General features: G+C 51.3%; 10 protein-coding genes and 3 pseudogenes. 10 read left to right on the forward strand and 3 right to left on the reverse strand.

Annotated features, from left to right (window positions below):
• Positions 1–13: 13 nt before the first annotated feature.
• From JCM15764_RS18765 to JCM15764_RS18775, 3 genes and pseudogenes are all read left to right on the forward strand, one after another.
• Positions 14–1,994 (forward strand): annotated as a pseudogene (locus JCM15764_RS18765) ((Fe-S)-binding protein).
• Between the two features lie 114 nt (positions 1,995–2,108).
• Entirely contained in the window at positions 2,109–2,942 is an 834-nt protein-coding gene (locus tag JCM15764_RS18770) for an IclR family transcriptional regulator (RefSeq protein WP_054698407.1), read from the forward strand.
• 207 nt (positions 2,943–3,149) lie between these two features.
• The gene (locus tag JCM15764_RS18775) at positions 3,150–4,007 is read left to right on the forward strand and encodes a hypothetical protein (RefSeq protein WP_243689417.1); all 858 of its coding nucleotides are present in this window, start codon (positions 3,150–3,152) and stop codon (positions 4,005–4,007) included.
• Positions 4,008–4,040: 33 nt separating this feature from the next.
• Here JCM15764_RS18775 and JCM15764_RS25170 read toward each other — a convergent pair.
• Positions 4,041–4,270: pseudogene (locus JCM15764_RS25170) on the reverse strand (IS481 family transposase); the annotation flags it as partial.
• 78 nt (positions 4,271–4,348) lie between these two features.
• Between JCM15764_RS25170 and JCM15764_RS18780 the strand changes: the two are divergent.
• Positions 4,349–5,320: an REP-associated tyrosine transposase gene (locus tag JCM15764_RS18780; protein WP_054698389.1), complete on the forward strand. Its 972-nt coding sequence runs from the start codon at positions 4,349–4,351 to the stop codon at positions 5,318–5,320.
• A gap of 492 nt (positions 5,321–5,812) precedes the next feature.
• Here JCM15764_RS18780 and JCM15764_RS18790 read toward each other — a convergent pair whose 3' ends face one another.
• Entirely contained in the window at positions 5,813–6,094 is a 282-nt protein-coding gene (locus JCM15764_RS18790) for a type II toxin-antitoxin system RelE/ParE family toxin (RefSeq protein WP_054698391.1), read from the reverse strand.
• A gap of 223 nt (positions 6,095–6,317) precedes the next feature.
• Here JCM15764_RS18790 and JCM15764_RS18795 point away from each other — a divergent pair, with 223 nt between their 5' ends.
• The 3 genes from JCM15764_RS18795 to JCM15764_RS30335 all read left to right on the forward strand — a co-directional run bounded on the left by JCM15764_RS18795 (position 6,318) and on the right by JCM15764_RS30335 (position 7,560).
• Positions 6,318–6,584 carry a hypothetical protein gene (locus tag JCM15764_RS18795; RefSeq protein WP_054698394.1) on the forward strand — a complete coding sequence of 89 codons (267 nt, stop codon included), beginning with the start codon at positions 6,318–6,320 and terminating at the stop codon, positions 6,582–6,584.
• 461 nt (positions 6,585–7,045) lie between these two features.
• Entirely contained in the window at positions 7,046–7,276 is a 231-nt protein-coding gene (locus JCM15764_RS30330; RefSeq protein ID WP_243689418.1) for a CDP-alcohol phosphatidyltransferase family protein, read from the forward strand.
• Complete coding sequence (locus JCM15764_RS30335) at positions 7,255–7,560, forward strand: CDP-alcohol phosphatidyltransferase family protein (protein ID WP_243689419.1); 306 nt, start codon at positions 7,255–7,257, stop codon at positions 7,558–7,560. The genes JCM15764_RS30330 and JCM15764_RS30335 overlap by 22 nt, the downstream gene beginning before the upstream one ends.
• Positions 7,561–7,664: 104 nt before the next feature.
• Here the strand turns inward: JCM15764_RS30335 and JCM15764_RS18810 are convergent, their stop codons facing one another.
• Positions 7,665–8,321, reverse strand: coding sequence for a PilZ domain-containing protein (locus JCM15764_RS18810; RefSeq protein ID WP_054698398.1), 657 nt, complete (start codon positions 8,319–8,321; stop codon positions 7,665–7,667).
• Positions 8,322–9,023: 702 nt separating this feature from the next.
• On the opposite strand from JCM15764_RS18810, the pseudogene JCM15764_RS18815 reads away from it, so the two are divergent.
• The 3 genes and pseudogenes from JCM15764_RS18815 to JCM15764_RS25190 all read left to right on the forward strand — a co-directional run.
• Positions 9,024–10,697: pseudogene (locus tag JCM15764_RS18815) on the forward strand (PAS domain-containing protein); the annotation flags it as partial.
• A 326-nt stretch (positions 10,698–11,023) separates the two neighbouring features.
• On the forward strand, positions 11,024–11,485 hold the full coding sequence (locus JCM15764_RS25185) for an ATP-binding protein (protein WP_243689420.1): 462 nt from the start codon (positions 11,024–11,026) through the stop codon (positions 11,483–11,485).
• Entirely contained in the window at positions 11,482–11,625 is a 144-nt protein-coding gene (locus JCM15764_RS25190) for a hybrid sensor histidine kinase/response regulator (protein WP_243689421.1), read from the forward strand. The genes JCM15764_RS25185 and JCM15764_RS25190 overlap by 4 nt, the downstream gene beginning before the upstream one ends.
• Positions 11,626–11,629 lie beyond the last annotated feature (4 nt).

An 11,629-nucleotide genomic window follows, 5' to 3' on the forward strand; every position in this document is an offset into this window, starting at 1 on the left:
TAGCGAGGTTACCATGTCAAACACCACAATATTCATACCGCTCTTCATCGTTGCCAGCCTCACCTTCATCTACAGCTGCTATCAAAGGTTGCAGCTAGTCGCCGTCGGCAGCGCCGAAGAGCGCTTGGATAACCCCTTGTCCAGGCTGGCAGGGACCTTTGCCTATGCTTTCGGACAGAAAAGGGTGCTGGCTCGCCCCTATGGGGTCAATCATTTCTTTCTTTTCTGGGCATTCATGTTCCTGCTCGTTGCCAACGTGGAGTTCCTGCTGGAAGGGCTTTTCCCCGGAGTGAGCCTGTCGGCCCTGCCTGCCCCCCTCTACCACGTTCTGGAGCTGACCTTCGATCTGGTGTCGCTGGTTGCCCTGGCCTGCGTGGTGGTGGCCCTTGTTCGCCGGTTATTTTTCGCTCCGGCCTACCTGGAAAACGATTACACCAAGGCGAGAAGCGGCGAGGCGCTGCTGATCCTGGCCATGATCGCCACCCTGATGCTGGCCTTCTTCTTCCTTAATGGCGCTCAGCTCGCCCAGGGGGGGGATACGATCTGGCAGCCGGTATCGGCCTTCTTCGGCAGCCTGCTCGCCGGTCTTTCCCCTTCGGCCCTGGAGAGTGTGGCCGGCGCAGCCTGGTGGGTGCATGCGGTAGTGCTGCTGGTTTTCCTCAACCTGCTGCCGCGCAGCAAACATATGCATATTCTCACCGCCATCCCCAACTGCTATTTCCGCAGCCTGGAAAAGCCCAATGTCCAGCCGAGGGAGACCTTCAAAAAAGGTGAACGTTACGGGGTCAGCCAGGTGGAGCAGTTCACCTGGAAAGATCTCTTCGACAGCATGACCTGTACCGAATGCGGCCGCTGCCAGGACCTCTGCCCGGCCCACAACACCGGCAAGCCCCTCAACCCCAGGCGCATCGTCCACGATATAAAGCAGAACCTCTTCGGCAATGCTTCTGCCTGAAAGAGGCGCAGCAAGGCAAAACTCCTTTGATCGGCGAGGCCGGGGAGGGGACCATCTGCGAGGAAGCCCTCTGGTCGTGTACCACCTGCGGGGCCTGTCTCTCGGTCTGTCCGGTGCTCATCGAGCATATGCCGAAAATAGTCAAGATGCGCCGCCACCTGGTGGAAGAGAAGGCAAAGTTTCCCGAGGAACTGCTCAATCTTTTCGAAAATATGGAGCAGCGCAGCAACCCCTGGGGCATTGCCCCGTCCGAGCGGACCAAATGGAGCACCCAGCTGGGTGAACGTCCCTTCAAAGCGGGTGAAACCGAATACCTCTTCTTTGTCGGCTGTGCCGGCGCCTTTGACAGCCGCAACAAGCATGTCACCGTGGCCCTGGCGGCACTTCTCGACGCAGCGGGGTAACCTGGGGCATCCTGGGCAAGGACGAAAAATGTTGTGGCGACAGCGTACGGCGTCTCGGCAATGAGTTCGTTTTTGATAAAATGGCCAGCGAGAACGTGGCCATGCTCAAGGAGCGAGGGGTAACCAAGATCGTCACCCAGTGCCCCCACTGCTTCAGCACCCTGAAAAACGATTATCGGCAGTACGGGCTGGAGGTTGAAGTGTTGCACCACAGTCAGCTCATAGCGCAACTGGTCCGGGATGGAAAGCTGAAGGCCGCCAAAGCAGCAAATATGGGCAAGGTGGTATTCCACGACTCCTGTTACCTGGGACGTCATAATGACACCTTCGAAGCGCCCCGTGAGGTTATCGCCGCCGCCACCGGCCAGGCTCCGGGAGAATTCGGCCGTAACCGGGAAAGCGCCTTCTGTTGCGGCGCCGGCGGTGGGCGCATGTGGATGGAAGAGCAGACCGGCACCAGGATCAATCTTGAGCGGGTCAAAGAAGCCCTGCAACAGCAACCGGACACCCTTTGCGTCAGTTGTCCCTACTGCATGACCATGCTGGAGGACGGCCTGAAGGACGAGGGGGCAAACCAGGTAAGGGTGAAGGATATTGCCGAGGTAATGGCCGAAAGCCTGAGGCCGAATGCATAGCACACCTGTGGCGCAGCTTCTGCTGCGCCTTGCCCGGTGGCCTCAAACGACGAAAAAAGCAGACCATCCATGAGTTATCCATCCTCAGGCAAAAATGGATAGAGGGATATGACCATGGCCAAGAATGTGAAAAAAAAGAATTATACCATTCGATCAGTGTCCAACGCCTTCGATCTGCTCGAACAGTTCCACGGCGATGTGTCCGAGATGGGCCTCACCGATCTCAGCCATAATCTGCAGCTGACAAAGAACAATGTCTTCCGATTGCTGGCAACCCTGCAGTCGCGCCATTACGTGGAGCATGATTCCCACACGGAAAAATACCGCCTGGGTTTCAAGACGGTAGAGTTGGGGCAGACAGTGATCCGCCAGCGGGGGCGACTGAATAACTCCAGGGAAATCATCGAGGAACTGGTCAAGGAATGTAACGAGACGGTCTGCGTCTCGGTAATGAAAGACTTCTGCAGCGTCAACCTGGACGTGGTGGAATGCGACCACCCCCTGCGGGTCATCCCCCGCATCGGTGTGCGGCTTCCCGCCTATTGCACGGCGGCAGGCAAATCCCAGATCGCCTATTTCGCAGACGACATCCTCAAGAAATACCTCAGCGAAAACCAATTGCAGCAGCATACGGAAAACACCATCATTATTCCCGAGCAATTGAAGAGACACCTGCGGGAAGTGGCCAGTCAGGGTTATGCAATCGAGAACGAAGAGCTGGACATCGGTGTGATAAGTGTCGCCGCCCCCATTCGCGATTACATGTCCAGGATCATCGGCGCGGTCACTCTGCTTGGTCCGTCCCAAAGGCTTTCCACAAAGCTCATGGAAAGCACCTTCATCCCGCTGGTCATGAAAGGCGCCGGGGAAATCTCCGCCAAGCTCGGCTACTGCGGCGGCCAGGCCGAGGAAATACATCCGGTACTTCTGGGAAGGGCGCAGGGCTGATTACTGCGCCCCACATCTCCATTTATCCTTTCGCACACAGTAATTCCTTCCCGATAAGCCAATACAAACAAATTCATTTTAATAGTCGGACGTGGTATAAAGTTCTTGCCCAGCTGGCGTATGCCAGGAGGGTGGAGCGCTGAGCCACACTACTGCCTCAGCCGTTGGCAAAGAATAATGTGGGACTGCTTTCAAGCCCGAAATCAGATGAAGAAAGTATCCTATATAAGTGACCAAGGGATAACCGGAGACCCAGAAGAAATGATGAAAGTAACGTATATAGGGCACCATGAGATCACCTATATACGGATACCGGTTAATTACGAGTTGAGCAAATCCAATAATGAAGAGGTAATAGTGAGATATTTGCGTGACAAGGGTGTATTTCTTGAACATGCCTTCATGGCGTTGCAAAAATACTTTGAGAACAAAGCAAGCTTTGAAGCGTTCTTTGAAACGATTCCAACTGATGAAGAAAAAGACCTTTTTCTAAAAACATCATCCTTTTATCGGTTTCTTGTTATAGAAGGTAGATTTAAATTTGAACAATCTGAATTAAACGAAGGTCTCAAGTATATCGATGATTCTTACAAGTACATGGCCATTTTCTCCCTCATAGAATCTCTATATGTTGGAGAAAAGTATGCGGATCTTTACTGCTACATGGTGACAAAGAGAAACAAAGTTCAATTCCCCATTGGGAAAAAGAGTGATCTTAAAACTGTATATGAAAAATATAAAGAGGAATATGGGGCAGTACGTAACGCTCTAAAATTCTTTGATAAGCTTGACGATCGAGACAAGGATAAAATTTTCAAGAAATTCAGAATTGCGAATGAATCAAACTCAATAATTGATCTTGCAAAACATCTTTATCAGATAAGGTCAGATTTCGTCCATAAAGCAAAATTCGTTCTTGGCTTCGGTGCTAACCCTTCCATTGGTAGGATTGGGAAAAAGATTCTTGTTAACAATCTCCAGATAAGAGATCTAATGATATTTTTCGAGCACGGATTGCTACGACACTTCGGCTTCACAAACCCTTTTTATGTACAGAGATGGTAATCACCTGACAGTCCGTCCTTAAACGGGGAAGAATCAGGCTGCCTGTTTTTCGGTTGTATCTGTTTTTACGTTCTTTGGCAATCCGGCAATAAATACCTTGTATGGTACCCGGCCCTTCATGTTGCGGCCCTGGTGGGTCCGTTTGTGATTGTAATGTTGCAGGTAGGTTTCCAGGTCCTTTTCATTTCTTCCACCGATTCATACCATTTGGTTCGGCCCATGATGCGGAAATGCTCGTCCAGCAAGGTTCTGTGCAGCCTTTCAAAGAGGCAGAGGGGTCAGGCCTTGAAAAGGGAAAAAAGTGATGTAGGCTATACGCAACGAAAAACGAGAGGGAAATAATGGCAAGGCCGTTGCGGGTTGAATATGAAGGAGCTGTTTACCATGTTACTGCGAGAGGGAATGAGCGCGGAAAGATATTTTTCTCGAAAAGGGATTACGAGAAGTTCAAAGGATACTTAGCCATAGCGAAGGAGAAGTACGGATTTATCTTGCATGCCTATGTGCTGATGACGAATCACTATCACTTGATCATCGAAACACCGCAAAAGAATTTAAGCAAGATCATGCACTATATTAACAGCTCCTATACCGCTTATACGAATGTCAAAAGAAAGCGGGTCGGCCATCTCTTCCAGGGGAGATACAAGGCGATTCTGGTAGATAAGGACAACTATCTCCTTGAGTTGAGCCGCTATCTCCACCTCAATCCGGTTCGCGTAAACATGGTGCAGAACCCGGAAGAATATCCCCACAGCAGCTATAGGTCTTACGTAACAGGACAAACAGAAAATATAGTCAGTAGTGATACTATCCTGGAGATGATGACAGCAAAGAAGAAAGATGCACCGGACAACTACAGGAATTTTGTTGAAACTGGGCTGGGAGAAGAAATAGCAAGCCCATTACAGAAAGTCTTCGGCGGCATAATACTGGGCGATGAAGGGTTCATCCGGGATGCACTGGCGAGAGTGGAATTGGGACGCATTGAAACGCCGGAGGTGTCCCATGGCAAAGCCTTACGCTCCGCAATGGGCCTGGAAGAGATTATCTCGGCGTGCTGCGAGTATTTCGAAGTTGCCAGGGAAGAGATCATGCGCGACAAGCGAAGTGAAGCCAGAAAAGCATGCATTTACCTGATGAAAAAGCACACGTGCGCAACAAACCGGGAAATAGCCAAATTGTTCGGAACTCTGAGTTATTCGGCTGTGGCTAAGATAAGTCAGAATATCTCGCAGCAACTTGGGGTAGACAAGTCGTTGCAAGAGCGGATAAAAGGGCTGCAGGTTAAAAATTCCCTTTTCAAGGCCTGACCCCTTTTTGGTGTGTGACCCCTTTTTGGTGTGCTTTTTGGTGTGGACCCCTTTTTGGTGACCCCTTTTTGGGTACTTTTTGGGTAGACCCCTTTTGGGGTACTTTTTGGGTACTGACCCGACTCCTCAGCGAGACTGGTCATTGATTTTGAGCACAGGAAATTGTCCTGGTAACAGTGCTACGCAGCCTCTGAAAGAGGCTGAACTTTATGCACCTTCTGTCCCAGAGCTTTTTCAGCAGTCTTTAGATCATAACTGGTTTGCAGGCTCATCCAATAGCTCGGCGTCTGGCAAAATGCCTTGCCGAAAAGCAGTGCCAATTCAGCAGTAACAGGACGAGTGCCTTTTATGACATGCGAAACGCGCATAGCGAGACGCCAATAGCCTGAGCAAAAGCATTCTGTGAGACGCCAAGTTCGTCAAGTATTTCTTTCAAGAATACGCCGGGATGAATGGGAGGAAGACCATTTTTTATCGCCATGAGAATTCTCCTTAATGGTAATCGGTTATTTCGACATCTGTTGCTTCGCCATTGATAAAACGAAAACATATACGCCACTGGTCATTAATCCTGATGCTCCACTGTCCGGCCCTGTTGCCGGAAAGGGCTTCAAGGCGGTTTGAAGGAGGCATCAACAAATCTGAAACCTCGCGTGCATTGTCCAACTGCGTCAGTCGCATGATCGCACGAGCAATGATTTCCGGAGGAAGTTTCCTGGATTTACCGGTCGCAACGAGCTTCTCCGTTTCCTTGTTTGCGAATGATACGATCATGGGTTAAATGTAAACAATTTGTTTACATCTGTCAATCATCGGAAAAATGAAAAACGAGATTCCAACCCTTGGACACCGTCCGGGGCTGAGAAACGCCCCGGTGCGGGTCAACGGCGACCCCGTTATGCACTGCATGCCAAATTATAAAGAAAGAGGATGAGGGGGAAATCAAATGGGTGGGCCTGGCAGATTGTTCGCTGTACTTCTCGCTATAGCAGGAGTTGTGATTATCGGAGTAACGGTGCGTCAGGAAATAATTGCGAAACGACTTCAGTCGGTCCAAGCCAAGGTGATTCTTCCGGAAGGGAAAATAGTTAATGCCAATGATTTCATAAGTAACGGCAAGGTGGGGACATCTAAGGCTAATTCCTGGAATGTCTCAATCAAATACGAATATGTGGTCAATGGAAAAAACTATTATGGGTATTTGGCGAGCCTCGGCGGGAACAGCTTCTCAACTGAAATGGATGCCCGAAAGAGCCTGAACTGATGGGAGATGGCACCATACTAGCTTGGTATGACAAACAACGTCCAAATGTCGCGTTTCTTGACCCAAAGCCCCGTCGTTCTGGGTATAAAGGAGCCATAATTTGCCTTATGTTGGCTGCCTTTGCTTATTTATATTTGGACAAAATATATTATTGGGCGGGAAAAAGGGGACAGGCTGGGGGACAGGCTGCTTTTTGAGCGTCAAAGGAACTGGAGAAAAGAGACATATCACCTTTTTCCCTCCTGGGAAGGGTGCAGGGATAAGCCTCAGCCGCCGGTTTCACAGCTATAGAGGACATAACAGGCGAATGGACCTGTGTCGCTTTATTACAACAAAGGAGATCTGTTATCCATGACTATCCAGAGACAGAATAAACCATTCTCGATGATCCGGGAATTCCATCTTGCCGACTGGTTTACACTGGCAAATGCTGTCTGCGGCACTTCGGCAATGTTTGCATCATGACATACCTGCAAACGGGCGACGTCACGCATGTATACTTTGCTTGCGGGCTGGTCTTTGCCGCTCTTGTGTTCGATGTCCTGGATGGAAGGATTGCCCGGTGGCGGCAGAAGAGTTCGACTATGGGCCGCGATCTTGACTCTCTCGCCGATATTGTTTCCTTTGGGGTAGCCCCGGCTGTGATTGCCTACGGTTGCGGCATGCAGGCTTGTACGACCGCATCGTCCTGACCTTTTTCGTTGCCTGCGGGGTATCCCGCCTGGCCCGCTTCAATGTCACGGCCGAGGCGCTGTCTGAAGGCGGAGACAAGGTGAAGTACTTCGAAGGTACTCCCATTCCCACGTCCCTGTTGCTGGTAATTATGATGGGCGTGGCTGCCTCGCAGGGCGCTCTGCACCACGCACTCTGGTTCGGAAAGATAGTGTTTGCCGGCTTCACGCTTCACCCGATCGTGCTGTGCTTCGCAGTCTCCGGCTCGCTTATGGTCAGCCGGATACGGTTCCCCAAATTCTGACCTTGCGAGTCGGTCATGACGCGAAAAATGATCGAACAGCGGCCTGGGCTCTATCCCGATTCACCTCCCCTTATGCTGGTCATGGAGCACTTTTGACAGTTCTGTCATCTGCACAGGCTTATCTCTTCAAATTTGATACCTATACCCGGAATGGTCAGCTGTTCTCCCCAAGCCATCTTCCAGCATATGACAGCCTTGATGGGAGTCTGATCTGAAAACTCGTGAATTTTCAGCCAAACCGTCTGGCCGTTTTCCAATGGCCCCACCGTATGCAGGAAGCAGCCCCCTTTTGAGATGTTGACGGTAAATGTTTTTTCCGTCAGGTCTTCAGGGAAAGATGGGTCCGGCGACAAGAGTATATTCAAAGTCAGCTCTTTGCGGGGATACATCCGCAATCTTCTCGACCTGAATGGTCTGCATTTTTCTTCAATGAATGTCCTGAGCGCTGCGACTGATTCGGTCTCGGACATCTGCCCAAGCAGGGAAAGGCTGATCGACTTGTGCCGGGTGTCCCATTTGACGTGGGTGGCGGGGAAAAAATTCATCAGTTCGTAGGCAATTCTCTTTTCGTCTTTCCCGGCGCGAACCAGGGTCAGCATGTCGACAATCATGCCATTGTATGCTTCTTTACGTACCATGGATGAAAGGTGGCGAAACGAGGACGCAACGTCATAATTCACGCCGATCTGTTCCAGCGCCTGCCCGTAAGCGTCCATGGCTTCCCCCTCCCTTGAGACGACCAGGACTTTGAGTGACTCCATCTTTGATACTCCGTTGATTACCCTGCGGTTTTGGAATATGAACGGCTTCCCCCGCCTGCTGATGCAGCCATTATGCCAGCTGCGAAAGCAGAGGAGCACCTTCTACGCTGCTGCATTTGATAACAGATATTTCATATGGTATCGGTAAGGAAATCGGAAACTTGAATGTTTTGTCACGCCTTTTCACATGTTCATGCCACTGGAATAGCCTGTTAACCATGGTCTGAAGGCCCATTTCATCTGCTTACCCATTTCTTTCCCAGAGTAAAAGTCAGTTAAAAGGCGAACTGATTAGCATCGATCTCCCGCTTTGACTCTGTACCGAGTTCCTTTTCCCCGAGGGAGTGGGGAAGGTCTCGGTATGGGGGCCCGCTCTTCGGTATTCAAGTAATCTCATTTGTTGCCGATAAATTAATGAGTTTTACGTTGAAACAGCACTGCCTGTGGAGGTAAGCTGTCGCCATGAATGCCAAAATATCTCCGGGAACTTTAACCCTTCCCGCCCCCTCGCCGCTCAGATCCATTCTCGTCCTGCTGCTGGCTCTCTTTTTCGTAGAGATGCTGCTGATGTTTTCTTTCTCCCATCTGCTGCCGTCAAGAAGCATCCTTATTACCAATATTGCCGACGCGGTCCTGTTGACCATCTTTTGCTCACCTTTTATCTATTGGTTTATCTTCCAGCCCTTTAAAAAAATGGCTCTCATGCAGGAAGCGCTGGCAGAAAATGTGTTGGGCCAGGTGGTTGACGGCGTGGTGCTTTTCGATGAAGAGAAGACGATCCGCTCATTCAATGCCGCTGCAGAAAAGATATTCGGCTACCCGGCGCAGGAGGTTCTTGGTTGCAACCTGCAACTGCTGTTCGAATCGGCATGTGGATCAGGTGGGAGCGAGGGCATAGGCGCCGCCATCTCCAAAGATACTTCCGTTATGAACCGGGAATATACAGGTAGGCGGCAGGACGGCTCCCAATGCCACCTGGATATTTCCATCAGCAAGGTATGGGTGGGAGATTCCTGGATGCATATGGGGATTGTCCGTGACCTCTCCGCGCAGAAAAGGGCGGAAGCGGAATACCAGGCAATTTTGCGTACGGCCATGGATGGTTTCTGGATCACTGATGAAAAAGGCCGATTTCTCGACGTGAACGATACCTACTGTCAGATGACCGGCTACAGCCGGCAAGAGCTGCTGGCCATGCAGATAGGTGACGTGGAAGCCGTCCTGACAGCCGAAGAGATAAAGGCACGCATGGAAAGTATCAGGAACCCGGGCAGGATTCGCTTTGAGACCAGGCATCGGCGCAAGGACGGCAGCTTATTCGATGTGGAGGTCAGCGCCAATTATTTGCCGGCCGGGGGAGGGCGTTTTTTTGCCTTTCTGCGCGACATCACCTGCCGCAATGAGATGCTGGGAACTCTGGCCAAATCCGAGGAGAAATACCGGATCCTTGCCGACAATGTTACCGTCGGCGTCACCCTGCTCAGTCCAAAAATGGAGATTATTTCGGCAAACAGGCAGAGCCGCCAGTGGTATCCGGAGCTGGATGAGAAATATTCTCCAATTTGTTACAAAACGTTCAATAATCCGCCGCGCGACAGCATCTGCCCGGACTGTCCCACCGTAAAAACCCTGGCCGATGGAGGAATCCACGAGGCAGTGGTGGAAAATCCCTGGAAGGGTGAGGCGCGCCACTTTCGCATTGTCTCTTCACCCCTTAAGGACGATGCCGGCAATATCACGGGGGTGATCGAATCGGTGGAAGAGGTGACCGCCTTAAAGCGGAGTGAAAGTGAATACCGCGAGGCAATTTCCCGGCTCAGTGCCACTCTGGAGGCAACAGCCGACGGCATCCTGGCGGTCGACCTGAATGGCCGGATCGTCAGCTATAACCAGAAATTAGTCCAGATGCTGAAAATACCAGGCCATATCCTGGAAACCAATGATTTCTACCTGCTGATTACCAACATTTACTCCCAATTGAAGGGGCACGACAAGCTGGCCCGGGCAGAGTTCGAGGGTGATGCGGACAGGGATTCCCACGACCTGCTTGAGTTCAAGGACGGAAGGGTCTTCGAAAGGTTCTGCCGTCCCCAGCGTGTCGGCGATACCATCGTCGGCAGGGTATCGAGTTTTCGCGATATTACCGGCGAAAGAAAAATGGAGGCGCAGCTCCGCCATGCCCAGAAAATGGAGGCAATCGGCACCCTGACCGGCAAGGTCGCCCATGACTTCAACAACATGCTGACGGCAATAATCGGCTACTGTCACCTTTCCCAGATGCAGATTCACAGCAGCGATCCATTGATGCAAAACATCCGACAGATAATAACGGCGGCGGAAAGGGCTGCGGGGCTGACCCAAAGCCTGCTGGAGTATAGTCGCAAAACTCCGACCAATCCCCAGGCCATGGAACTCAATCAGGTGGTGAGGCAGGTGAATGGATTCCTCTCTCGCCTCATCGGGGAAGATATCGAACTTGTAACCTCCCTTGCCGACGAGCCGCTGGTCATCATTGCCGATGCAGGACAGATCGAACAGGTATTGATGAATCTGGCCACCAATGCCAGGGATGCCATGTCAGGCAAAGGAAGGCTGGTAATCGGCACGGCAACCACAAGAATCGGCGAGGATTTCGTACAGAGTCACGGTTTTGGCAATCAGGGCGCTATGCCCTGGTGTCGGTGTCCGATACCGGTTCGGGCATGGATGAAGATACATGCGACAAGATATTCGAGCCATTCTTTACCACCAAGCCTGTGGGGAACGGCACCGGCCTGGGTTTGTCCATCGTTTACGGTATCGTCAAGCAGCATAACGGTTATGTAACCGTTGAAAGCAAAAAAGGCTGCGGCACCACCTTCCGAGTTTATCTGCCCCTTACCGGCCAGGCTCCCCATGAAAAAGTGGAGAAACCGACTCTTCCGGCGAAAATGGGGGGGGAAACGGTTCTTGTCGCCGAGGATAACTCGGAAGTAAAGGCTTTGCTGGAGGATGTGCTGCAGGGTTATGGCTACAGTGTTGTTACGGCTCTGGATGGCCAGGACTGCGTTGAATCCTTCAGAAAAAAACGGGACGACATCGACCTGGTAATCATGGACGTGATGATGCCGAGGAAGAACGGCAAAGAGGCCTATGCGAGATCGAAAAGCTCAAACCGGGCATGAAGGTGATTTTCATCAGCGGCTACACCGGGGATATTCTGCACAGTGCCGACCTTGCCGAAGAAAACCTCAACTTTCTGGCCAAACCATTGTCACCCAACCGGTTGTTGACCAAGGTGCGGGAGGTATTGGACAGGGACTAGGAGT

It is taken from the genome of Geotalea toluenoxydans JCM 15764, from assembly GCF_001311985.1.
Lineage (GTDB): Bacteria > Desulfobacterota > Desulfuromonadia > Geobacterales > Geobacteraceae > Geotalea > Geotalea toluenoxydans.

What these genes read in the sequence shown, in the direction of transcription:
- JCM15764_RS25190 (WP_243689421.1), top strand. Translation starts at nt 11,482, where the DNA reads ATGAAGGTGATTTTCATCAGCGGCTACACCGGGGATATTCTGCACAGT.
- JCM15764_RS25185 (WP_243689420.1), top strand. Translation starts at nt 11,024, where the DNA reads ATGGATGAAGATACATGCGACAAGATATTCGAGCCATTCTTTACCACC.
- JCM15764_RS18780 (WP_054698389.1), top strand. Translation starts at nt 4,349, where the DNA reads ATGGCAAGGCCGTTGCGGGTTGAATATGAAGGAGCTGTTTACCATGTT.
- JCM15764_RS30330 (WP_243689418.1), top strand. Translation starts at nt 7,046, where the DNA reads ATGACATACCTGCAAACGGGCGACGTCACGCATGTATACTTTGCTTGC.
- JCM15764_RS18810 (WP_054698398.1), bottom strand. Translation starts at nt 8,321, where the DNA reads ATGGAGTCACTCAAAGTCCTGGTCGTCTCAAGGGAGGGGGAAGCCATG.
- JCM15764_RS18770 (WP_054698407.1), top strand. Translation starts at nt 2,109, where the DNA reads ATGGCCAAGAATGTGAAAAAAAAGAATTATACCATTCGATCAGTGTCC.
- JCM15764_RS18790 (WP_054698391.1), bottom strand. Translation starts at nt 6,094, where the DNA reads ATGATCGTATCATTCGCAAACAAGGAAACGGAGAAGCTCGTTGCGACC.
- JCM15764_RS18775 (WP_243689417.1), top strand. Translation starts at nt 3,150, where the DNA reads ATGAAGAAAGTATCCTATATAAGTGACCAAGGGATAACCGGAGACCCA.